This window comes from Paenibacillus sp. FSL L8-0333 (genome assembly GCF_037965665.1).
GTDB lineage: Bacteria > Bacillota > Bacilli > Paenibacillales > Paenibacillaceae > Paenibacillus_AQ > Paenibacillus_AQ odorifer.
Genome location: NZ_CP150186.1, coordinates 2,797,393 through 2,819,327 on the forward strand (window position 1 = coordinate 2,797,393; position 21,935 = coordinate 2,819,327).

Annotated in this window: 21 protein-coding genes; 19 read left to right on the top strand and 2 right to left on the bottom strand. The window is 45.5% G+C overall.

Annotation, left to right across the window (positions count from 1 at the left end):
• The first annotated feature begins 31 nt into the window (after positions 1-31).
• From NYE72_RS12295 to NYE72_RS12305, 3 genes are read left to right on the top strand one after another with little or no spacing between them, the layout of a single operon-like run.
• A complete protein-coding gene (locus NYE72_RS12295) occupies positions 32-1,693 on the top strand; it encodes a spore germination protein (protein WP_063829831.1) in 1,662 nt (553 codons plus the stop codon).
• Positions 1,611-2,897: a Ger(x)C family spore germination protein gene (locus tag NYE72_RS12300; protein ID WP_081390148.1), complete on the top strand. Its 1,287-nt coding sequence runs from the start codon at positions 1,611-1,613 to the stop codon at positions 2,895-2,897. Before NYE72_RS12295 ends, NYE72_RS12300 begins: the two co-directional genes overlap by 83 nt.
• A 22-nt stretch (positions 2,898-2,919) precedes the next feature.
• On the top strand, positions 2,920-4,020 hold the full coding sequence (locus NYE72_RS12305; protein WP_036686178.1) for a GerAB/ArcD/ProY family transporter: 1,101 nt from the start codon (positions 2,920-2,922) through the stop codon (positions 4,018-4,020).
• On the opposite strand, the gene NYE72_RS12310 is transcribed toward NYE72_RS12305, so the two are convergent.
• Positions 3,993-4,250 (bottom strand): hypothetical protein, encoded by a 258-nt coding sequence (locus tag NYE72_RS12310; protein ID WP_036686181.1) that lies wholly within the window; start codon positions 4,248-4,250, stop codon positions 3,993-3,995. The two genes, NYE72_RS12305 and NYE72_RS12310, sit on opposite strands and share 28 nt — an antisense overlap.
• 184 nt (positions 4,251-4,434) lie before the next feature.
• Between NYE72_RS12310 and NYE72_RS12315 the strand changes: the two genes are divergently transcribed.
• The 16 genes from NYE72_RS12315 to spoVM all read left to right on the top strand — a co-directional run bounded on the left by NYE72_RS12315 (position 4,435) and on the right by spoVM (position 21,492).
• Positions 4,435-6,303 (top strand): bifunctional homocysteine S-methyltransferase/methylenetetrahydrofolate reductase, encoded by a 1,869-nt coding sequence (locus NYE72_RS12315; protein ID WP_076141710.1) that lies wholly within the window; start codon positions 4,435-4,437, stop codon positions 6,301-6,303.
• Between the two features lie 38 nt (positions 6,304-6,341).
• The gene (locus tag NYE72_RS12320; protein ID WP_036686185.1) at positions 6,342-7,235 is read left to right on the top strand and encodes a YicC/YloC family endoribonuclease; all 894 of its coding nucleotides are present in this window, start codon (positions 6,342-6,344) and stop codon (positions 7,233-7,235) included.
• A gap of 48 nt (positions 7,236-7,283) precedes the next feature.
• Positions 7,284-7,544: a DUF370 domain-containing protein gene (locus tag NYE72_RS12325; RefSeq protein ID WP_006209218.1), complete on the top strand. Its 261-nt coding sequence runs from the start codon at positions 7,284-7,286 to the stop codon at positions 7,542-7,544.
• A gap of 19 nt (positions 7,545-7,563) precedes the next feature.
• Positions 7,564-8,133, top strand: a complete 570-nt coding sequence (gene gmk / locus NYE72_RS12330; protein WP_036686186.1) for a guanylate kinase — start codon at positions 7,564-7,566, stop codon at positions 8,131-8,133.
• A gap of 52 nt (positions 8,134-8,185) precedes the next feature.
• On the top strand, positions 8,186-8,386 hold the full coding sequence (gene rpoZ / locus NYE72_RS12335) for a DNA-directed RNA polymerase subunit omega (RefSeq protein ID WP_036686188.1): 201 nt from the start codon (positions 8,186-8,188) through the stop codon (positions 8,384-8,386).
• A gap of 216 nt (positions 8,387-8,602) precedes the next feature.
• Positions 8,603-9,838 carry a bifunctional phosphopantothenoylcysteine decarboxylase/phosphopantothenate--cysteine ligase CoaBC gene (coaBC, locus tag NYE72_RS12340; protein ID WP_076141709.1) on the top strand — a complete coding sequence of 412 codons (1,236 nt, stop codon included), beginning with the start codon at positions 8,603-8,605 and terminating at the stop codon, positions 9,836-9,838.
• Positions 9,838-12,369 (top strand): primosomal protein N', encoded by a 2,532-nt coding sequence (gene priA / locus NYE72_RS12345; RefSeq protein WP_036686191.1) that lies wholly within the window; start codon positions 9,838-9,840, stop codon positions 12,367-12,369. The genes coaBC and priA overlap by 1 nt, the downstream gene beginning before the upstream one ends.
• 85 nt (positions 12,370-12,454) lie before the next feature.
• Complete coding sequence (def, locus tag NYE72_RS12350) at positions 12,455-12,934, top strand: peptide deformylase (RefSeq protein ID WP_036686193.1); 480 nt, start codon at positions 12,455-12,457, stop codon at positions 12,932-12,934.
• 5 nt (positions 12,935-12,939) lie between these two features.
• Positions 12,940-13,875: a methionyl-tRNA formyltransferase gene (gene fmt, locus NYE72_RS12355; protein ID WP_076141708.1), complete on the top strand. Its 936-nt coding sequence runs from the start codon at positions 12,940-12,942 to the stop codon at positions 13,873-13,875.
• A gap of 137 nt (positions 13,876-14,012) precedes the next feature.
• A complete protein-coding gene (rsmB, locus tag NYE72_RS12360; RefSeq protein ID WP_256720278.1) occupies positions 14,013-15,344 on the top strand; it encodes a 16S rRNA (cytosine(967)-C(5))-methyltransferase RsmB in 1,332 nt (443 codons plus the stop codon).
• A 151-nt stretch (positions 15,345-15,495) separates the two neighbouring features.
• Positions 15,496-16,536: a 23S rRNA (adenine(2503)-C(2))-methyltransferase RlmN gene (rlmN, locus tag NYE72_RS12365; protein WP_036686196.1), complete on the top strand. Its 1,041-nt coding sequence runs from the start codon at positions 15,496-15,498 to the stop codon at positions 16,534-16,536.
• Positions 16,537-16,542: 6 nt separating this feature from the next.
• Positions 16,543-17,316 carry a Stp1/IreP family PP2C-type Ser/Thr phosphatase gene (locus tag NYE72_RS12370; protein WP_076099575.1) on the top strand — a complete coding sequence of 258 codons (774 nt, stop codon included), beginning with the start codon at positions 16,543-16,545 and terminating at the stop codon, positions 17,314-17,316.
• Entirely contained in the window at positions 17,316-19,562 is a 2,247-nt protein-coding gene (gene pknB, locus NYE72_RS12375; protein WP_036686199.1) for a Stk1 family PASTA domain-containing Ser/Thr kinase, read from the top strand. Before NYE72_RS12370 ends, pknB begins: the two co-directional genes overlap by 1 nt.
• 96 nt (positions 19,563-19,658) lie before the next feature.
• A complete protein-coding gene (rsgA, locus tag NYE72_RS12380; protein WP_036686201.1) occupies positions 19,659-20,564 on the top strand; it encodes a ribosome small subunit-dependent GTPase A in 906 nt (301 codons plus the stop codon).
• 4 nt (positions 20,565-20,568) lie between these two features.
• Positions 20,569-21,234 carry a ribulose-phosphate 3-epimerase gene (gene rpe / locus NYE72_RS12385; protein WP_036686202.1) on the top strand — a complete coding sequence of 222 codons (666 nt, stop codon included), beginning with the start codon at positions 20,569-20,571 and terminating at the stop codon, positions 21,232-21,234.
• A 177-nt stretch (positions 21,235-21,411) separates the two neighbouring features.
• On the top strand, positions 21,412-21,492 hold the full coding sequence (spoVM, locus tag NYE72_RS12390) for a stage V sporulation protein SpoVM (RefSeq protein ID WP_020431362.1): 81 nt from the start codon (positions 21,412-21,414) through the stop codon (positions 21,490-21,492).
• A 101-nt stretch (positions 21,493-21,593) separates the two neighbouring features.
• Here the strand turns inward: spoVM and rpmB are convergent, their stop codons facing one another.
• A complete protein-coding gene (gene rpmB, locus NYE72_RS12395; protein ID WP_036686205.1) occupies positions 21,594-21,782 on the bottom strand; it encodes a 50S ribosomal protein L28 in 189 nt (62 codons plus the stop codon).
• Positions 21,783-21,935 lie beyond the last annotated feature (153 nt).

Sequence of the window (21,935 nt, forward strand, 5' to 3'; positions counted from 1 at the left end):
CAATGTTTATGAAAAAAAGGAGGGGAGCTTGTTGAACATCAACGGGTTAACTAAAAAAAATAAATCCGGTAAGGGACAGCAAGCTGACCCGGCAGGTCCAGGTTCTGGAGTGAGATTAACCATTTATCTGGAGCAGACGCTAAACAATATCATAACCGAGCTGGGAGATAGTCCGGATCTTAGAATCCGCCAGGTAAAGCTTGGTGAGGAATCCGTTGTTGAGGCTGCTGCGGTACATCTTAATGGTCTAGCTAAGACAGAAACCGTTAATCAATTTGTAATGGGTTCATTGCTCTCCATTACGGATGAGATGCTCAAGGAAAGCAATACTGCAGCAAATAATCTGAATGACCTCATCTTAAACCGTGCCCTGGAAATAGGTGAAGCGCAGCTGCAGGAGGATTGGAACGAGGTGCTGCTCGGAATTCTTTCTGGGAAGACACTGATTCTCATTGAAGGTTATGACAGTGGCATCATGTGTGAGACTGAAGGAGGGGAAGCACGTTCTGTCACTGAACCCTCCACTCAGCTAGTTGTGCGTGGTCCAAAGGATAGCTTTGTTGAATCTTTGGCTACGAATGTCTCATTAATACGCAGAAGAATAAGATCACCCAAACTAAGACTCGAGCATGTGAAGATCGGGTCGGTAACTCAGACCGATGTGGCTTTAATGTACATCAAGGATACTGCGGACGAGAAGCTGGTTGAAGAAGTTAGAAAACGGCTGCAGCAGATTAATGTAGATGCCATCATGGAATCCGGTTATATCGAAGAGCTGATTCAGGATAAGACCTTTACCCCTTTTCCAACCATCAATAACAGCGAGCGGCCAGACGTTGCTGCAACGAATCTGTTAGAAGGGAGGGTAGTGATTGTCGTAGATGGCACCCCCTTTGTATTGATTTTGCCTGCGGTTTTCACTCTTTTTTTTCAGTCAGCTTCGGATTATGCGCAAAGGTTCGATATTGCTATTCTGATGCGAATTATTCGGTATATCAGTTTTATCGTGCTTATTCTAGGGCCTTCCGTGTATATAGCTTTGACGACGTTTCATTATGAGATGATCCCTACGACTTTGCTGATCAACCTTTTATCGCAACGGGAAAATGTGCCTTTCCCCGCTTTTGTCGAAGCTATTCTAATGGAAGGTGCGTTTGAGATCATCCGGGAAGCGGGAGTAAGAATGCCGCGTGCAGTTGGGCAGACCGTATCTGTAGTAGGTGCTCTGATTCTTGGTCAGGCCGTGGTAGAGGCTGGAATTATTACGCCCGTTATGGTGATTGTGGTCGCGTTGACCGGGATTGCGAGCTTTGCCATTCCAGCGTATAACATGGCGATTGCGGGCAGAATTATCCGTTTTGGTTTTTTGATATTGGCCGGTATGTTTGGTTTTTACGGGATTACTTTAGGTTTAATCGTACTGGTTGCACATATGAACAGTCTGCGTTCTTTTGGCGTTCCTTATTTGTCTCCAATAGTGCCTTTGTCATCCAGAGGTCAGAAGGATGCCGTCTTAAGGCTGCCTTTGTGGGCGCTTGGCACAGCAGAACCAGCTCCTGCTACTGCGCAGCAAGGGAACATTTCAGAAGGGAAGGAGATCACAACCGGACATGAACAGAACCTATCTCCAAAAATTCTTGATAAGACTAAAGGGACACAGCCGCATAAGAAAGGAAAGCAAGATTCTGAGTAAATGCAATTTTTTCTTAGCAGGACTTTTACCTTGCGTATTGATCTGTCTTAGTCTCACAGGCTGCTGGGATAGTGTGGAATTAAACAGAAGAGCCATCGTTTCCGGTGTGTCCATAGATAGAGGACCTACAGAAGAAGAGAAATATGTATTATCCTTTCAGGTTATCGTTGCTGACGAAATCTCTGGGAAGAACGCTAGAGGAACTTCACCTGTTTCGGTTTATAAAGGTAGCGGCCGCACTATGTTTGAAGCATTAGCTAATGCCTCGCGTCAGACTGCACGTTTTTTGTCTTTAGGACATATTAGGGTGGTCATCATTTCCGAGAAGTTCGCTCAAGAAGGCATCAAGGATATCATGGATGTGCTGGAAAGGGAAAGCGAAACCCGGCTGACAAGCCTGATTTTTATTTCCAAGGGACAGCCTGCAAGTGAATGTATGACGACTATGACCGTGTTCGGAAGGATTCCAGCCAATGATTTGGTGGAGAAGCTGCAGACAACCTCTAAACAATTCGGATATAACTATCGGATGGAAGTGGATGATATTATCCGGGGGATTCAGGTTCCGGGTGGGGGGCCTGTGATCAATGGCGTGCTAGTGACTGGAGATTTGGACCAGAGGGAGAGCAACGATAATTTAAAGAACGTAAGTCCGAAGACCATAATAAAGGTTACCGGTCTTGCAGCTTTTAAAGAAGACAAGCTTAAAGGATGGCTGCTCGGCGAAGAGGCGATCGGTACCGTTCTACTTAAGAATAAAATATCTCAGATGCCGGTATTGGTCTCGATAGGGGAGAAGGACTATATATCGTTTAATGTGTATTTATCACAGGTACATATCCACGCGGATGCGAAAGATATAGAGCATCCTATCTTCACGGTTAATGTCACTCAGCAGGCTGGATTAAAGGAATCGCCCAATGGCTTGGATCTAACAGATCCAACAGTGTTAAACGATCTTTCGAAGCTTTTGGAAAAGAATATTCAAGAACAGATCCGCGCTGCCATAGCAACTGCCCGTTCATTAAAAAGTGATTATCTAGGTTTCGGTGAAGCAGTAGAAAGAGCTAATCCACGTGGCTGGAAACAAGTAAAAGATCATTGGGAGAGTATATTTGAAACCTGCCAGATTAATATCGAGGCTGATGCTGTGATCAGGCATACGGATATGCGAAGTGATTCCTTTCAATCCAAGAATAAGTAATGACAATAAAGGAGGGACAGCTATGGGAAAGATAAAAATAGGACTACTCCAATTTTTCACGTTGACTTTGTTGTTTGAGCTGGGAACAGCGCTGGTAGTGAATCTTGGGATGGAGTCTGGTAAAGATGCGTGGATTTCCATACTCCTCGGAAATTTGATCGGTTTGATTGTATTTTCGGGGTACACTTATTTGTACAGAAAGTTTCCGGATCTCCCCTTAACGGCTTATACCCGCAAGCTATTGGGAAAATCCTTAGGTACGGTGATTTCCGTTCTCTACATTACCCTATTCCTCAATTTAGCGGGTCGTGATTTACGGGATGGCAGTTCCATGCTGGTTATGGCTACTATGCACCGCACACCTTTGTTTATTATTTCAACGTTGATGATCTTATCTTCTGCGTATGTTTTGCATAAAGGAGTAGAGGTATTATCCCGAACTTCATTGGTATTCGCAACTCTTGTAATGCTGATAGGAATATTTTGCTCGATCATGCTGATGTTATCGGGCTCAATTAATTTGAATCGATTACTTCCTATTTTTGAGAATGGGTTCCAGCCTGTGATTGATTCTGTTATTCGCCAGAACTATATGTTCCCTTTTGGTGAAATGATTTGTTTTACCATGCTGATGCCCTATCTGAACAATGTTAAAAAAGGTCCTTGGGTCATCGCCGCGGGGATATTTGTTTCAGGTTTGCTCTTAAGTCTGACTATGATGCTGAATATTTCCGTGCTTGGCACAGATATAGTGAAACGGTCACCCCTCCCTCTGATGCCCACGATTAGCAAGATTTCAATCTCCGATTTTATTCAACGTGTGGATATTCTAATTGTTATGGTGCTGATTATCGGCGTTTTTTTCAAAATGTCTGTGTTTTTTGCGGCCGCACTTATAGGAATTTCGGAATTGTTCAAGATTCCTTACCGGAGAATGGTCTATCCCTGTGCTCTGATCATTCTGTTCAGCTCGATGTTGAATGCGCGGAGCTTTACTGAACATATTAATGAGGGGGGGAGATTGTTATATACGATTTTTCCCTTCTTTATGGTGTTGATCCCTGTAATTCTTATCATCGTTGCGGCGATAAGAAGTCATCTTTCCCCGCCACGTTCTGGTTGATGTCCTGTTTTCCAGTAATAGATATCGGGGATGAACAAGCAGAGCAGCAAAATACAAGCAGTAGCTTTCTCAGAGGCGGTATAGAATAGATAGTTAAGGATATACCCGACGTTACCCAGCCCATAGCCATACAGCCAATCTAGCAAATAAATATACAGCAAGCAGAGAGTGGCTAGCAGTAAAGTTACAGCGTATTTTCGGATCAGAAACTTTCTTGTTTTTTTCTTCAAAGTATTCTCTCCTTTATGGAAATAACGGCATTAACGTTAGTATGAAGCTTTTTACATATGAACATGCATGGTGATATTTTGGTCTAAATGCTTTTCTTTTGTAAAGCTTATCATCCATACCGATTTATGTTACATTAGTATGAAACTAAAGTTAGAAACTAATGTGGCAGGGGAGGATCTTGTTGTGAAGCCGGATTTACGTTCCGCATGGGGAAATAAAGTATTAGTCGGAGACGGAGCGATGGGGACCTACTTATATCAGAAGGGTTTCCCGGTCGGCATTTCCTATGAAGAATTAAATTTGACCTCTCCGGGGGTAATCGAAGATGTTCATCGCAGCTATATTGAGGCAGGGGCAGTGCTGCTGGAAAGCAACACCTTCTCGGCGAACTATGACAGGCTGTCCAAATATGGTCTAGAATCCAAGGTTGAGGAAATAAATCGAGCCGGGGTTAGAATCGCTCGCCAGGCTGCTGGAGATCATGGGTATGTATTAGGAGCTGTAGGATCTATTCGTGCGGGCAAACGTGCGAATCTCTCTTCCACAGAGCTGAAAAAATATTTTACACAGCAGATTGCTGCATTGCTAAAAGAGGACGTAGATGGCATTATGCTGGAAACCTTTTACGATGTTGAGGAACTGCATTTAGCTCTAAGAACGCTCCGCAAGATCAGCTCGCTTCCTGTAGTTTGCCAATTAGCTGTCGATGAAACGGCACGCACATTAGATGGATTAACTTTGCCAGAAGCCTTTCGTATTCTGGAAGGCGATGGCGCTGATGTTATCGGATTTAACTGTAACACAGGCCCGAACGGAATGATGCGAGCGCTCAAAGCTGTACAAGGGAATCTGGTTCTGCCAGCCTCTGTGTATCCAAATGCGGGTGTGGCGGATTATGTAGACGGAGAATACCGGTACGGGGCTTCACCAGAATATTTTGGCCAAATGGCACAGACTTTCGCGGAGATGGGCTGCCGGATAATCGGTGGTTGCTGTGGTACAACTCCGCAGCATATCGCAGAAATCTCCTCTGCACTGAAGAATTATGTACCGCAACCGCTTCCTAAACCGTTGCCACCTGCAGTGGAGCGTGTATCGCTGCAAGAGAATTTTGGCGATGAGGATAGAGATGGTAAAGAGCCGAACCTGGTTGATCTGGTAAAGGAACGACATACGGTTATTGTCGAGCTTGATCCACCTCGTGAATTGGATATTGCAAAGTTTATGCAGGGCGCAGAAGTTTTGAGAAGAGCAGGCGCGGATGCGCTGACACTCGCCGACAACTCCCTGGCTGTCACACGGATGAGCAACATGGCTTTGGGACATTTGGTGCACGCTAAAACTGGACTTCGTCCGCTAGTGCATATTGCTTGCCGGGATCGTAATTTGATTGGTACTCAATCCCATTTGATGGGTTTTGATGCGCTTGGAATTGATCATGTGCTGGCTGTAACAGGTGATCCTGCGAAATTTGGAGATCTTCCCGGCTCAAGCTCGGTTTATGATTTAACCTCTTTTGAGATTATTAGAATGATCAAGCAGCTGAATGACGGGATTTCCTTCTCAGGTAAACCTTTGAAACAGAAAGCGAATTTTGTAATCGGAGCTGCATTTAACCCGAATGTTAAACATTTGGATAAGGCAGTGCAACGTCTGGAGAAGAAAATTGCCTCTGGTGCCGACTATATTATGACCCAGCCTGTCTATGATCAGGAACTTATCGTGAAGATAGCTGAGGCAACAGCACATCTGGAAATCCCCGTATTCATTGGTGTTATGCCACTGGCAAGCGGACGTAATGCAGAGTTTCTACATAATGAGGTTCCGGGTATTCAGCTTACGGACGATGTCCGCAACCGCATGAAGGGACTTGAAGGGGAAGCTGGAAGAGCAGAAGGTGTCGCTATCGCTAAGGAACTGTTAGATGTTGCTACTGCCCATTTTAATGGAATCTATCTGATGACTCCGTTCATGTTCTATGATATGAGCGCACAGCTAATGGAGTATGTGTGGGAGAAATCAGGACGCAAATTGTCCCCCTTGTTTCGCTAGTAATAATCAATTACAATAGTGTAATGGATGTGATTCCGTTGTCATTTAGCATGACCGGATACGGTCAATCGTCCCTGCAATTCGGCGGCTACAAGATTATGTTCGAAGTGAAATCGGTGAATCACCGGTACTGCGAAGTTGTACTGCGGATGCCCCGGGATTGGACGGGTTATGAGGATGTGTTGAGAAGAAAGGTTCAACAGCACATCAAACGGGGAAGAATAGATGTTACCATCAATAGAGAGCACGATGAGTCGACAGTTAGACCGGTTCTGAATCACTCTGCTGTAATGACCTATCTAAAGGCAGCAGAGCAGCTTAAGAACGAATATGGTTTGACTGGTGAGTTGACTTTACGTGATATACTTTCTATACCCGGTATTATGGACAGCAAAGACGAGGCTGCGGGTGCCGTGTCTGCGACATTAGAAGACTACTCCGAAGTATTGGAGGCGGGACTTGAGCAGTGTTTGCAGTCTCTGCTGGAGATGCGCGCCCGTGAAGGCAGTTATCTAGCCGCAGATATTGAACAGCGCCTGAACCATCTTGAGAACATGCATGCTGAAATGGTTGAACTTGCACCTGTCGTAATCATTGAATATCGTGAGAAACTTCGACATCGATTGAATGAACTAAATGATGGGACGTTCGCTTTTGATGAGCATAAATTCGGGATGGAGATCGCTATTTTTGCAGATCGCTGTAATATTGATGAAGAGTTGACCCGGTTGTATAGTCATTTCGAGCAATGCAGAGCCCTCCTGAAGGGGAAAGGACCGGTAGGACGCAAACTGGATTTTCTCATTCAGGAGATGAACCGTGAGACGAATACAATCGGATCGAAATGCAATCATCTAACTCTCGTGGGTCTTGTGCTAGATATGAAAGCAGAACTGGAGAAGATTCGAGAACAAGCTGCGAACATAGAGTAATCGGGAATAGGTAATAGCATAGAACTTTATGGGGGGAACTACCGGAACATGGCAATCAAACTTATTAACATTGGCTTTGGAAATATTGTGTCTGCCAACCGCATTATTTCTATCGTCAGTCCGGAATCTGCACCAATCAAACGTATTATCCAGGAGGCACGTGATCGGCATATGTTGATCGACGCCACCTATGGCCGACGGACTCGTGCCGTAATCATTACAGATAGTGATCATGTCATCCTATCGGCTGTACAGCCGGAGACTGTGGCGCATCGCTTATCCAGTAAAGATGACGACAACGACGAATAACAACTAAATGGAGTGTATTATGTCAAAAGGATTGCTCATCATATTATCCGGACCTTCCGGCGTGGGTAAAGGTACTGTTTGTACTGCACTACGTCCGAAGATGCCCGAACTTGTCTACTCAGTTTCTGCTACTACTCGCAGTCCGCGTGCGGGTGAGGAAGATGGCGTCAACTATTTTTTCAAAAGCAAAGAGGAATTTATGACAATGATCGAAGCCGATCAATTGCTTGAATACGCGGAGTACGTAGGTAATTATTACGGTACTCCCCGTGATTTTGTAGAGAGAACTCTCAATAGCGGCAAAGACATTATTCTCGAAATTGAGGTTCAAGGAGCTCTCAAAGTCAAAGAGAAATTTCCTGAAGGGATTTTTGTGTTCCTTCTTCCTCCATCCATGGACGAGTTGAAGGACCGCATTCGCGGACGGGGTACTGAGCATCCAGATGTGATCGATCACCGCATGACTGTAGCGGAAGATGAGATCAACTTAATGCAGCATTATGATTATGCTGTAGTGAATGATGAGATTGATCTGGCTTGTAAGAGAATAGAAAGCATTATTATCGCCGAACATTGTAAAGTCAGATAATTTATGCTGAAGGTCAAATGGTATTAACAGTAAACTATGAAGAGGTGTCCCAGTGCTATATCCATCCATTGATGAAATGATGACCAAGGTTGACAGTAAGTATTCGCTCGTTGTCGCTGCTGCACGTCGTGCTAGACAATTGCGTGAGGGTGGCAAGACAGATGTGAAGAATCCTAGATCGCATAAATTTGTTGGTGTTGCTCTTGAGGAAATTTACGAAGATCGCATTACTCTAACCCGCGGTGAAGAGTAGTCTCAAGTATAAGTAATAATGACCTATTGTAGAAACGGATGCCGCCTATTTGTTTTGAGGCGCTGCCGTTTCTTCTTGGGTTATGGAGCAATTACGGGTCTTAAATTTATGATGAAAGCCCAGAACCGGGCTCTTTATGACAACCGGAAGGTTGTTATTTTTTTCTCGTCGTAAAGATAGCCATTCGTTGTAAGAGTAGGGAACAGGGGGGAGATCATGTTGAAGAGCTTGAAGGGGAAGACTATTTTACTTGGGATCACAGGAGGCATTGCTGCTTATAAAGCGGCGTCCTTGACCAGTAAGCTTGTCCAAAAAGGAGCCGAGGTTCATGTCATTATGACAGCTTCGGCGAAGCAGTTCATTACAGAATTAACTCTACAGTCACTATCGAAGCAACGAGTATATAGCGATACATTCCAGGAGAGAGATCCATCCTCCATTTCACATATTGATCTGGCAGATGCTGCGGATCTTGTGCTGGTAGCACCCGCAACCGCAAATATAATTGCCAAAATGGCACACGGGATCGCCGATGATATGTTATCTACTACACTGCTTGCTACTACGGCTCCTATTATGGTTGCACCAGCTATGAATGTTCATATGTATCAGCATCCAGCTGTACTTAATAATTTGAATATTCTCGCTAGCCGGGGCATTCAGTTTATTGAGCCTGGTGAAGGACTGCTGGCATGTGGATACGTTGGCAAAGGTCGGCTAGAAGAGCCAGAGGCTATTGTGAGTGTGGTTGAGAATTTTTTTGCACACCAAGCAAGCGTCGCATCCAAACCTCTTGCGGGTAAAAAAATCGTCATCACAGCGGGTGGAACGGTAGAACGGATTGATCCAGTGCGTTATATCTCCAATGATTCATCCGGTAAAATGGGCTTCGCGCTAGCACGTGCTGCACGTGCAATGGGTGCTGAGGTAACGTTGATTGCTGCGCGTACAGATGAGGCTCCTCCACTGGAACCAGAGATTTCAGTTATTCGTGTTCAATCTGCACAGGAAATGTATGAAGCAGTTACCGCACTGTGGGACAGCTGCGACATTATGATCAAGGCGGCTGCTGTATCGGATTACCGTCCGAAGCATAGTGAGCCTTCCAAGATTAAAAAAAGCGGAGAGACGATGACGCTTGAGCTTGTGAAGACAACGGATATTCTGGAAACACTCGGTAAGACCAAAAACAAGCAGTTTTTGGTCGGCTTTGCTGCGGAAACGGGCAATACGGAATTTTATGCTAAGGACAAGCTGGTCCGCAAAAACTGCGATCTCATCGTTGCTAACAATGTAGCGGCTGCAGGAGCCGGATTTGGAGCGGATACGAATATCGTTTCGATATATGATGTGAATGGATTGGTGCTTGAATTGCCACAATTGTCGAAGGATGAGGTTGCTCGTCGTTTGTTGACGCTCGTGGCAGAGCGGATTACTGGAGCTTCATTATAATGGATATCGCCAAGGTCATTGTGGATGTGCCTGTACGCAGCACTGACCGGCCATTTGATTATAGTATTCCAGAATCCCTGAAGTTATGGATTGAAGTGGGCAGTCGGGTAGCCGTTCCGTTTGGGCACCGGACAGTCCAAGGTTTTGTAGTATCTTTAGAATCAGGCGAGACCCTAGTGAGTCCTAGCCTGAAGCCTATTCAAGAAGTGTTGGATTTGCTTCCGCCTTTATCTCCTGAATTAGTTGAGCTTGCGGACTGGATGAGTAAAAGATATGCATGTAGACGAATTTCAGCACTGCAGGCGATGTTGCCCACCGCTCTAAAAGGGAAGGCAGAACGGCTGATTTCACTTGGAGATGTGCAGGAAGAGACAGCATTTCCAGAGGATGAATTGTTCCCAATGTTTGCCGACACAGGGGATGAGGAACGACTAATCACAGAATTTATTGGACGTAGTGGCGAAGTTTCCATGAAGCAGCTTACTCGTGCATTTCCTGAGGCTGCTGAGACGGTGAAGTTCATGCTGCGGCGTGGAGTACTTATAGAGAGTCAATCCATTAAGGATAAAATGGGCAAGAAAAAGCTCAAGGCAGTCGATCTGGCGATAGGTGTCACTGCTGCCCGTGAGGCTTTGAACAAATTCCCAAAAAAATCCGCACGCCAGAAGGAAGTTCTGAGCTTTTTAGTTGATATGGAAGCTACACTCCCTATGGCCCTTAAAGAAGTTTTGTCTGCACTCCAAGTAACGGCAAGTACTGTAAAGGCCTTGGAGGAAAAAGGTTTTATCGAGATCAGTGAAATTGAAGTCTATCGCGATCCTTATCAAGGACGAGATTTTAAACCTACCACACCTCTGCCGCTTACAGCGGAACAAGAGGTCGTATATACAAGAATTTCTCGAACCTTAGAGGAGCAGCTTCACGAAGTATTTCTGCTTCATGGAGTTACGGGTAGTGGTAAGACAGAGATCTATTTGCAATGTATTAAACGCTGTTTAGATCAGGGCAGACAGGCTGTTGTTCTTGTGCCAGAGATTGCTTTAACACCACAAATGGTGGAGCGGTTTAAGGGGCGGTTCGGCAGCGGTGTCGCGGTTATGCATAGCCGGCTGTCTGTTGGTGAGCGATACGATGAGTGGCGTAAAATCCGTGAAGGAAAGGCCACAGTCGCTGTAGGCGCAAGATCGGCCGTGTTTGCTCCTTTCTCCAACCTAGGGTTGATTATTATGGATGAAGAACATGAAACCTCTTATAAACAGGAGGAGAATCCGAAATATCATGCCCGTGATGCTGCTATTCGTAGAGCGGAACAGTGTGGCGCAGCTGTGATTCTAGGTTCTGCTACGCCTTCGCTGGAAAGCTATCATGCTGCAAGATCGCAGAGTGATATTCACTTTTCACCGGTACTGCTAGAGATGCCTACCCGTGCGCTTGGAAATGAACTTCCAAAGGTGAACGTAGTAGACATGCGGGAAGAGCTTAAAGAAGGCAACCGTTCGATGTTCAGCCGAAAGCTTCATTCAGCACTGGAAGAGAGGCTGGAACGCGGAGAACAGACGGTGCTGCTGCTTAACCGTAGAGGTTTCTCAACCTTTGTCATGTGTCGTAGCTGTGGTTACGTAGCCGGTTGTCCAGAATGTGATATCTCACTAACGTATCATAGCCGTAGTGACAATTTGCGTTGTCATTATTGCGGACATGCTGAACCAGCACCTAAGCTTTGTCCGGAGTGTGGTAGTGAGCATATCCGGTTTTTCGGAACGGGTACACAGCGGGTGGAGGAAGAGCTTGGTAAGCTATTCCCAGGCATACGAGTGATTCGTATGGATGTGGACACAACAACAGAAAAGGGCTCGCATGAGAAGCTGCTGAACCAATTTAGAGACAAAAAAGCGGATGTTCTCCTGGGCACTCAGATGGTAGCAAAGGGACTGGATTTTCCAGATGTCACTCTTGTTGGTGTAATCACAGCAGATTCAGCTTTGAACCTGCCCGATTTTCGCGCAGCAGAGAAGACATTCCAATTGCTTACACAAGTTGCAGGCAGAGCAGGCCGGCACCAGCTTCCAGGCGAAGTGGTCGTTCAGTCCTATACGCCAGAGCATTATTCTATTATTCATGCCAGCGGACATGACTATCTCTCTTTTGTACGTGAAGAGCTGAAGCATCGCAGAGGCCTCCATTATCCGCCATATTGCAGACTCATCCTGGTCACATTGTCTCATGAACAGCTGCCGCTTCTACTGCGGATGGCAGAGAATTATGCTCTGAATCTTCAGGGAAAGGCCAGACAGCTAAGGTGGTATGGAAGTCTCGATAAGCTAACCAGCGATGTGTTAGATCTGTTGGGTCCTGTGGCATCACCTATCCCTCGATTAAAGGGTAGATATAGATTCCAGTGTATGATAAAATGGCGCGGCGCCATCGATGTGATTGGACTTGTCCGCCAAGTGGCTGAAGAGTTAGAGGATTCTGTGCGGGATACCGGTCTTCAGATCAGCATTGATGTGGATCCGCAGATGTTGATGTAAATCCGTATCATGTTACAATGTAAAAAAAGAGCTTTATCAATTGACTTTAAATATAGAAATGTTCAGAACGGGAAGGTGTTTTGTAATGGCTATACGTTTGATCGTTAAAGAACCGGATGAAGTATTGCACAAAAAAGCTAAAGAAGTAGCTGTAGTTACTCCTAATGTTAAAAAATTGCTGGATGATATGGCACATACGATGTATGACGCTGAAGGAGTAGGGCTGGCGGCACCCCAAGTCGGAATTTTGAAACGTTTAATTGTGGTGGATGCGGATGAAGAGCATGGATTGATCAAAATGATTAACCCTGAAATCATCAGCATGGAAGGTGAACAGCTAGGACCAGAAGGATGCCTTAGTATTCCTGGCTTGAATGGTGATGTACGCCGTGCGGAGACTGTAACTGTTCGTGGCCTTAACCGTGAGGGAAAAGAGATTACGATAACCGGCAGTGGTTTACTTGCCCGGGCTTTTCAGCATGAGATTGACCATTTGAATGGAGTTCTATTTACAGATATCGCTGAAAAAGTATACGAGATGACTGCTAACGAGACTGAGGAGTGAGGAATATGAAGATTGTATTCATGGGAACTCCAGCTTTTGCGGTGCCAAGCTTGCAAATGCTGGTAGATGAAGGCTATGAAGTTGTAGCTGTCATCACCCAACCAGATCGTCCGCAGGGGAGAAAAAAGATCTTGGCTCCTTCACCAGTTAAGGAAGCCGCATTAGCTCTCGGATTACCTGTGCTTCAGCCAGAACGCATGCGTCGTCCTGAGGCAGTCGCCGAGCTGGCAGCTTATGAGCCGGATTTGATCGTCACGGCTGCTTATGGTCAAATTTTGCCTAAAGCTGTGTTGGACTTACCGCGGAATGGTTGTGTGAATGTACACGGTTCGTTGCTTCCTAAATATCGGGGAGGTGCTCCGATTCAGCGCAGTATCATCAATGGTGAGAAAGTGACCGGCGTTACTTTGATGTATATGGCTGAGGGGCTGGATACCGGTGACATGATCTCTCGTGTCGAAGTGGCTATTGAGGATGAGGATACCTCTGGAACTCTTTTTGAGAAGCTGAGCCTGGCTGGACGAGATCTGTTAAAGTCTGAAATGCCACGTTTAGTAAGCGGAAAAGTTCAAGCTGTTCAGCAAGACGATAGTGAGGCAACTTATGCCCCTAACCTTAATCGCGAGGATGAACGCTTGGATTGGAACGCTAGCTCACGTGACAACTATAATCGAATTCGTGGATTAGTTCCTTTTTCCGGCGCATTTACGCTCTGGAATAGTGAGACCTTTAAAGCTTGGGCTTCTAAGCTGCCTGAAGCGCAGAAAGCAAGCGATAGTGCTCCAGGAACGGTGCTTTCTGTAACTGAACGAGGTGTCGAAGTGAAAACAGGTGACGGAAGTCTGCTGCTGACAACGGTTCAACCTGCTGGCAAAAAAGCAATGAGTGCGGCCGATTTTAGCCGTGGTGCTGTTATGAAGCCAGGGACGGTGTTAGGTTGAGCGGCGGTGGAAATGGTGTTGGCCGATCAGCAGTAAATCCTAGCGCTGGTAAGAGACAGGGGAATAACTCTAAAGCAGTTGGCAACAACGGCAGAGCTGGCAACAAGGGTAAGGTTACCCCTGCTTCTGCCCGGGAAATCGCGCTTGATATAATGGTTAAAGTTGAGCAGCAAGGTGCTTATAGCAATTTGCTGCTCAACAGCAGTCTACAGAAGGCAACGCTTAGCAGAGAAGATGCCGGACTGGTCACAGAACTTGTCTATGGCTCTATTTCGCGGATGAACACCCTGGATTATGTGCTTGAAGGATTTGTTAGTAAAGGGATAGCCAAACTACAGCCATGGGTCCGTAATTTACTGCGGTTTAGTTTATATCAAATTATGTATCTCGATCGTATACCGTCCCATGCAGCTGTAAATGAGGCTGTTAATATAGCGAAGAAAAAAGGCCACCAGGGAATCTCAGGGATGGTTAACGGCGTGCTGCGCAGTGTATTGCGTGCTGGTGATCTGCCAGTTCTGCCTGAGGGGCTAAGTCAAGCGCAGCGGATATCGATATTATATTCACATCCGTTGTGGTTAGTGGAACGTTGGATTACCGAGTACGGTGTCGACACGGCGGAAGCTATTTGTGCATCAAACAATGAGCCGCCTGCGGTCAGTGTACGCGTGAATACAACGATGATCAGTCGTGAAGCTCTGCTGAACCAGATGATTGAACAAGGTCTGCAAGCTTCAGCATCTGATGTTAGTCCCTATGGCATTGTTGTGAAAGGCGGCGGAAACCTGGCACTCACCTCCTGGTATCGTGATGGATATATCTCCGTTCAGGATGAGAGTTCTATGCTAGTAGCTGAAGCGGTAGCTCCGGAGCCTGGCATGAGGGTGCTTGACTGCTGCGCTGCTCCTGGGGGCAAAACAGCACATATGGGCGAGCTCATGAAAGATGAAGGATCGATTTACGCTAATGATCTGCATTTGCATAAAGCGAAATTGATCTCAGATCAAGCAGAACGTTTAGGTCTTGATTGCGTATCTACAGGCAGTGCAGATGCGCTGGAGCTGGAGCACACTTTAGAGCATCAATCCTTTGATAGAATTCTTCTCGACGCACCTTGCTCTGGACTCGGCGTAATTCGCCGTAAGCCAGACCTCAAATGGCGTAAGCAGCCGGAAGATGTGGCTAGCGTAGCGTCATTGCAACGGGAATTGCTGCAGTCGGTCTCTAAACTGTTGAAACCGGGTGGCATTCTGGTATATAGTACCTGTACGACTGAACAAGCAGAAAATAGTGAAGTAGTAGCTGAATTTTTGAAGCAGAATCCTGACTTCACTGCTGTAACTTTTGCCTCCCCATTATGGGACAGGCTGGAGGGTACTGCGCTGGCTGAGGGTGAAGGAATTCAGCTGCTGCCTCATCATTATGGGAGCGACGGGTTCTATATTTCCAAGCTTCAGAGAGTCTTGTAATATAGCAAATTTTCTGACAATTGTAGTATCCTCCGCCCGCCGGGCTACCGTACGGCGGGCGTTTTCTTTTACCGTCTCTGAAATTTGTGTTAAAATAGGAAGAATGAGAAATAATACGCATATCCTTATGAAAGAACAGGTGTAGATAATAATGAAACCTTTAATATATGATTTTTCTTTAGAAGAGTTACAACAGTGGGCGAAAGACAATGGTGAGCCTGCTTTTCGTGGTGGACAAATTTTTGATTGGCTGTATGTAAAACGTGTAAATGACTTTGAAGCAATGAGCAATTTGTCCAAAGGGCTTCGCCAGAAGCTGAATGAACAATTCTCTATTGCAGCGCTAACTGAAATTACTAAAATGGAATCTAAAGATGGAACTGTAAAATTCCTGTTTGGATTGCATGACGATCATGCTATCGAAACAGTTATCATGAAACATAATTATGGCAATAGCGTTTGTGTAACAACCCAAGTAGGGTGCCGAATCGGCTGTACTTTCTGCGCTTCCACACTAGGTGGATTAAAACGGGATTTGACAGCGGGAGAAATTGTAGCTCAGGTAGTTCGTTCCCAACAAATCCTGGATGCGCGCGGCGAACGTGTCAGCAGCATTGTTATCATGGGTACTGGTGAGCCGTTTGAGAACTATGATGCAACAATGAGATTCCTGCGTCTAATGATTCATGAGAAGGGCCTAAATATCGGACAACGGCATATTACTGTTTCCACCAGCGGTATTGTACCGAGCATTTATAAATTTGCAGAAGAAGATACCCAGATTAATTTGGCGATTTCAATTCATGCACCTAACGACGCCTTGCGTTCAAAGCTAATGCCTGTTAACCGCCGTTTTCCGTTTGATGATGTAATTGAATCCTTGCGTTATTATCAAGCTAAGACGGGACGACGTGTCAGCTTTGAATATGCCTTGATCGGCGGGGTAAATGACCAACCGGAGCATGCTGAGGAATTGGCTGGGGTGCTTAAGAGCATGCTGTGCCACGTCAATTTGATTCCGGTAAACCATGTGCCTGAGCGAAAATATGTACGTACTTCACGCAATGATATCTTTGAGTTTCAACGTATTTTGGCTGATAACGGGGTGAATGTTACTATTCGCCGTGAGCAAGGCCATGATATCGCGGCCGCATGCGGACAGCTGCGTGCCAAACATATGGAGTTGGGGTGAGGATATTTGATCAGAACAGTTCATGCCAGCGATATTGGCCGAGTGCGCTCTGTCAATGAGGATTCGGTCTGGATCGGCGCGACGCGCCACGGTTATACACTCGGTATTATTGCCGATGGGATGGGTGGACATCAGGCTGGTGAAACCGCAAGCAGGCTCGCTTTGGAGACAATGAGGAATAACCTAGACGGGTTAGAGTCTGGACTTCAAGACGAAGCTCTGCGTGATGCGTTGTCAGCTGCTATTTTGGAAGCTAACAGCACTGTGTTCAGGGAGGCTTCCGGTGACGATAAGTATCATAATATGGGTACTACTGTCGTTGCTGTTCTTTTGAATGGATCAAACGGATATATTGGCCATATCGGAGACAGCAGAGCCTATTTAATAAAAGACAGTGCGGCAGTTCAACTAACCGAGGATCATACGCTAGTCAATGAGCTGTTCAAGAACGGTCAGATCAGTGTGGAGGAATTGGATAATCATCCGCGTCGTAATGTGCTGACGAGGGCACTTGGAACAGATGCTGAGGTTGAAGTTGATATGGCGCCTATAGCTCTGCTACCTGGGGAAATTTTGCTTCTATGCAGCGATGGTTTAAGCAACTTTGTCACAAATGAGCATTTAGGCAAAGTAGCAGGTATACATGAGATATCGTTAGAGGAAAGAGCGGACCGTTTACTTCAGCTGGCACTGCTCGCCGGCGGTGGCGATAATATTAGCGTCGCTTTGTTAGAACATCATGGAGAGGCCGCTGTGCCCGAAACAAAGGAGTGGGATTGATGATCGGTCACGAATTGGGCGGCCGTTACCAAGTCATCGAACGGATCGGCGGAGGTGGAATGGCGCTCGTCTATAGAGCACATGACATTCTTTTAAACCGAAATGTCGCCATCAAAGTATTGCGCAATCAGTTTGTGCATGACGAGGAATTTATTCGCCGTTTTAGGCGTGAGGCGCAATCTGCCGCATCTTTGTCTCATCCGAATGTCGTCAGCATATACGATGTAGGACAAGAAGACGAAATTCATTACATTGTCATGGAGTATATTGAGGGTCAGAATCTTAATGAAATTATAAAAGAACGAGCGCCATTACAGGTTGATGAATCCGTACGGATCGCTTCACAAATCTGTGATGCCCTAGATCATGCGCATCAGAATCAAATTATTCATCGTGATATAAAACCACATAATATCCTGATCGGACGCAACGGCCGGGTGAAAGTAACCGACTTTGGGATTGCCCGCGCAGTTACGTCAACAACCATTACACAGACCGGTTCTGTGGTTGGTTCAGTACATTATTTCTCGCCAGAGCATGCCAAAGGTGTCTCTACAGGAGAAAAGTCTGACTTGTATTCATTAGGTATTGTACTTTATCAAATGCTTACCGGAAGCCTGCCCTTCTTGGGAGAGAGTCCGATTAGTGTAGCTTTAAAACATCTGCAAGAAGAGTTTGAAGAACCAAAACTTCTGAATCCACTCATTCCGCAAAGCGTTGAGAATGTAATTCTGAGATCAATGCGTAAAAATCCGGAGGAGCGGTACGACTCTGCCAAAGAAATGTTGCAGGATTTGGAAACATGCTTATTGCCGGAGCGCCGCAGTGAGGCGAAGATTCTGTTCAACGATGAAGAAGATGAGGATCGTACGCGGGTTATCCCGGCGATAAAACCGATTCAAAGAAGCAATGGTAATCGTAATCATCGTGAGGAACGGATGGTTCGTGATGAAGATGATGAACCGGTGCCTTCAAGCAAAGGTAAAAAACAATGGGCAAAACCCACATTATGGATTGGGCTTACCTTGCTGTTGCTGTTGGCTATGGCCAGTCTCGTATGGTACGTTAAATCACAGCTAGTTGTTCCTGAGGTTTCCGTTCCTTATGTAGTAGGTAAACAGATAGAACAAGCACAAACTGAGCTTGAGGATTTGGGGCTTGAGGTTGCTGATCCTATTCTGTATGACTACAGTCCGAATTTTGAAGAGAATGTGGTCATTAAGCAAAGTAGGGAAAAGGATGCCAAAGTGAAAAAAGGAGCGTCCCTAATACTCACTGTGAATACGGCTAAGCCACTACCCAAGATGCCAGATGTAGTTAACAAGAGCTTTGATGATGCGGTTAAAGCATTGATGGCGCTGGGTGTAGCCCAGGACCGGATTGATAATAAACCTCTCTATGACGAAAATACAGATGAAGGTCTCATTGTAAAATCTGACCCTGCATTAAATACAGAATTCGATCCTGAGACGGTTCAAATCACCCTTTACGTTAGTAAAGGAGAAGAAAGTGTACTGTTGCCAGATCTCATCGGTAAGACGGAGAGTGAGGCAAAGGCGCTGCTGGAAGGTGCCAAGCTTGTTCTTGGAGAAGTTAAACAAGAATCCAGCTTCAGCATTGAAGAAGGTAAAGTAACAAAGACTTGGGCATTTGATAAGGGGACAGGTACTTCTGTTCCACCTGGAACAGCGATTACGATTTACTTAAGTACAGGTTATCCACCTGAAGCCCTGAATTATACCTTTAATGTGCCAGTCGCTCCTGCTCAGGATGGGAAAAAGAGCAAGATTCGTATCGAATTCGTGGATGCGCGCAATAATGGAGAGAAGCAGGATTGGGGAACACGTACCATTGGAAAGAGCCAAGTGTTATCTGTGAATCTAGTATTGGCTCCTAATAAAGATGGTTCAGTTATTGTTACCCGTGACGGTGTGCTTTTGGATACTTATGTCATTCCTTATATCGATGCTAAGAACGGAACCGTTCAGGAGCCTGAACCACCAGTTATAGCAACACCACAGCCAACTCCAACACCTTCTGCTGAACCTACGCCTACAATTGAACCTACGATTGAACCGGAGATCTTGCCAGGTTCAGGTTCAGAGAATGACGGAGGGAATAACGGGGCGGTGAATCAGACAGGGTTCGTAAACAATAGTTCTATAAATAGTGAATCGACTAATAATGGCAATAATAAGCACAACAATAAAGGCAAGGATAAATCTAAAGATAAAAACAACAACTAAACAGGGTTTAACCTGAACGGTTGGCGTAGCGAAATGACCCGGGGATATCAGACTTGGGTCATTTTCGCAAAATCAGGAGAGGAAGGCTCACTATGTATGCCTGAAGGTATAATTGTTAAGGCGTTAAGCGGTTATTATTATGTGAAACCGCTCCGCGAAGGATTAATTGCGACTGAAGAGCATTCTGTTCAATGCAGAGGCCGAGGAATTCTCAAGAAAAAAGGGATCGCTCCGCTAGTTGGAGATCGGGTTATTTATATACTTACTGAGCATGGAGAAGGAATGGTGGATGAACTTCTACCTAGAGAATCTGAACTGATTCGTCCACCTGTAGCGAATGTTAAGCTCGCAGTCCTTTTATTCTCCGTTCGAGAGCCCGATATGAACCTGAATCTGTTGGACAAGTTTCTAGTTCATATTGAGCATTCGGGTCTGGAACCCCTAATTGTTCTGACTAAACAGGATTTGGCGGATGATGATGGTGAAGCTACTCGTTATGTTAAAGAACTTTATGAGGATATCGGATATGAAGTGATGGTCACAAGTTCACTTACTGGTGCCGGAAGCGATGAGCTAAGACAACGGCTTACTGGTGGTATTAGCGTATTTGCGGGTCAATCGGGGGTTGGTAAGTCCACCTTATTGAATCGTATTGTTCCAGGGCTTAAACTGGAGACTGGAGAGATCAGTTTACGATTGGGACGTGGTCGCCATACGACCCGTCATGTGGAGCTGATGGATATTGGTGGTGGAGGTTTTGTTGCAGATACCCCAGGTTTTAGTCAGCTTGATTTCTTAGAGCTTGGTGTAGAAGAGCTGTCCACTTGTTTTCGTGAATTTGCTCAATATGCATCCGATTGTAAGTTCCGGGGCTGCAGTCATCAGCATGAACCAGGCTGCCGTGTAATAGAGGCTTGGAAAGCAGGGAAAATTGCGGATAGTCGCTATGATCATTACAAACTGTTTTTTAATGAAATGAAAGATAAAAAGCGGAGGTACTAACATCATGATACGAATAGCACCATCTTTATTGTCGGCGGATTTCGCGCGTTTAGGTCCAGAAGTAGCAGAGGCGGAAGCCAGTGGTGGAGATTGGATACATGTGGATGTAATGGACGGTCATTTTGTGCCGAATATCACATTGGGTCCACCTATTGTAAAAGCTGTATCGTTACATACCAAGCTGCCACTTGATGTTCACTTGATGATTGAGTCACCAGAACGTTATATCCCTGATTTTGCTGCAGCAGGTGCAAGTGTGATCACCGTTCACGCTGAGGCATGCGTTCATTTGCATCGTGTGGTTCATCAGATCAAGGAGCTGGGGCTGAAGGCAAGTGTAGCAATTAATCCGGGTACTCCGGCTTCAGCGGTGCGTGAGGTGCTGGAGGATGTGGATATGATTCTGGTGATGACCGTTAATCCAGGCTTTGGTGGTCAAGCATTCATTCCTAACACTTTGCGCAAAATCATTCAAATTCGAGAATGGGCGAATGAAGTGAATCCAGATTTATTGATCGAAGTAGATGGTGGAGTCTCGGAAGAGACAGCACCCTTAGTTGTGGCAGCTGGAGCCGATGTTTTGGTAGCGGGGAATGCAGTTTTTGGCCGGAGTGATCGTGCTGCGGCGATCCGCGGAATTCGAGAAGCAGCCGAATCTGCACTGCGTTAAAAAAATAGGCTATTGAGACTAGAGGTATAGGCCAAGTCCTCGGTGCATAAATATGGTTACATGAGCAGAAATCTCATGTAGCCTTTTTTGTTTTGGCAGGGAGGACTGCAGTTCGTTTCCGTTATTGACAAGAGGAAAGTCTCCTGCGTACGGCATGAATTGATGGGAGGGTAAATCATGAAATTTTACACGTTTAAGCTGCCAAGGTTTTTGGGAGGTTTTGTTAAAGCAATATTGAACACATTTCAGAAGAGTTAAGCCGCTAACAGAAAAGAAAACATGAAAAAAAGCACCTTACAAATGTAAAGGGTGCTTTTTGCTTCATATAAGTTATCGTTCGGTCTTAAAATTGCTAAAGACTAAACGCGTTCAACTTTACCGGCTTTCAAAGCACGGGTGCTGACGTACACGCGTTTTGGTTTACCGTTCACGAGGATACGGACCTTCTGAACGTTAACTCCCCAAGAACGACGGTTGCGGTTATTAGCGTGAGACACGTGGTTGCCGCTGCTCGGTTTCTTGCCTGTTACTGCACATTTGCGGGACATAGATTACACCTCCTTATTCCTAACACCTGCATAAACAATACTTATCTATAATATCACAGCAAATTTTGCTACGTCAACCGATTCAAAAACATTTATTTCTTTTAATACTTATAGTACAATGTAAATTAGTGCATTATGTCCTGTTAATCATAG

What these genes read in the sequence shown, in the direction of transcription:
- def (WP_036686193.1), top strand. Translation starts at nt 12,455, where the DNA reads ATGGCTATACGTTTGATCGTTAAAGAACCGGATGAAGTATTGCACAAA.
- rsgA (WP_036686201.1), top strand. Translation starts at nt 19,659, where the DNA reads ATGCCTGAAGGTATAATTGTTAAGGCGTTAAGCGGTTATTATTATGTG.
- spoVM (WP_020431362.1), top strand. Translation starts at nt 21,412, where the DNA reads ATGAAATTTTACACGTTTAAGCTGCCAAGGTTTTTGGGAGGTTTTGTT.
- rpmB (WP_036686205.1), bottom strand. Translation starts at nt 21,782, where the DNA reads ATGTCCCGCAAATGTGCAGTAACAGGCAAGAAACCGAGCAGCGGCAAC.
- NYE72_RS12300 (WP_081390148.1), top strand. Translation starts at nt 1,611, where the DNA reads ATGAACAGAACCTATCTCCAAAAATTCTTGATAAGACTAAAGGGACAC.
- gmk (WP_036686186.1), top strand. Translation starts at nt 7,564, where the DNA reads ATGTCAAAAGGATTGCTCATCATATTATCCGGACCTTCCGGCGTGGGT.
- coaBC (WP_076141709.1), top strand. Translation starts at nt 8,603, where the DNA reads ATGTTGAAGAGCTTGAAGGGGAAGACTATTTTACTTGGGATCACAGGA.
- NYE72_RS12305 (WP_036686178.1), top strand. Translation starts at nt 2,920, where the DNA reads ATGGGAAAGATAAAAATAGGACTACTCCAATTTTTCACGTTGACTTTG.
- rpe (WP_036686202.1), top strand. Translation starts at nt 20,569, where the DNA reads ATGATACGAATAGCACCATCTTTATTGTCGGCGGATTTCGCGCGTTTA.
- pknB (WP_036686199.1), top strand. Translation starts at nt 17,316, where the DNA reads ATGATCGGTCACGAATTGGGCGGCCGTTACCAAGTCATCGAACGGATC.
- priA (WP_036686191.1), top strand. Translation starts at nt 9,838, where the DNA reads ATGGATATCGCCAAGGTCATTGTGGATGTGCCTGTACGCAGCACTGAC.
- NYE72_RS12325 (WP_006209218.1), top strand. Translation starts at nt 7,284, where the DNA reads ATGGCAATCAAACTTATTAACATTGGCTTTGGAAATATTGTGTCTGCC.
- fmt (WP_076141708.1), top strand. Translation starts at nt 12,940, where the DNA reads ATGAAGATTGTATTCATGGGAACTCCAGCTTTTGCGGTGCCAAGCTTG.
- rlmN (WP_036686196.1), top strand. Translation starts at nt 15,496, where the DNA reads ATGAAACCTTTAATATATGATTTTTCTTTAGAAGAGTTACAACAGTGG.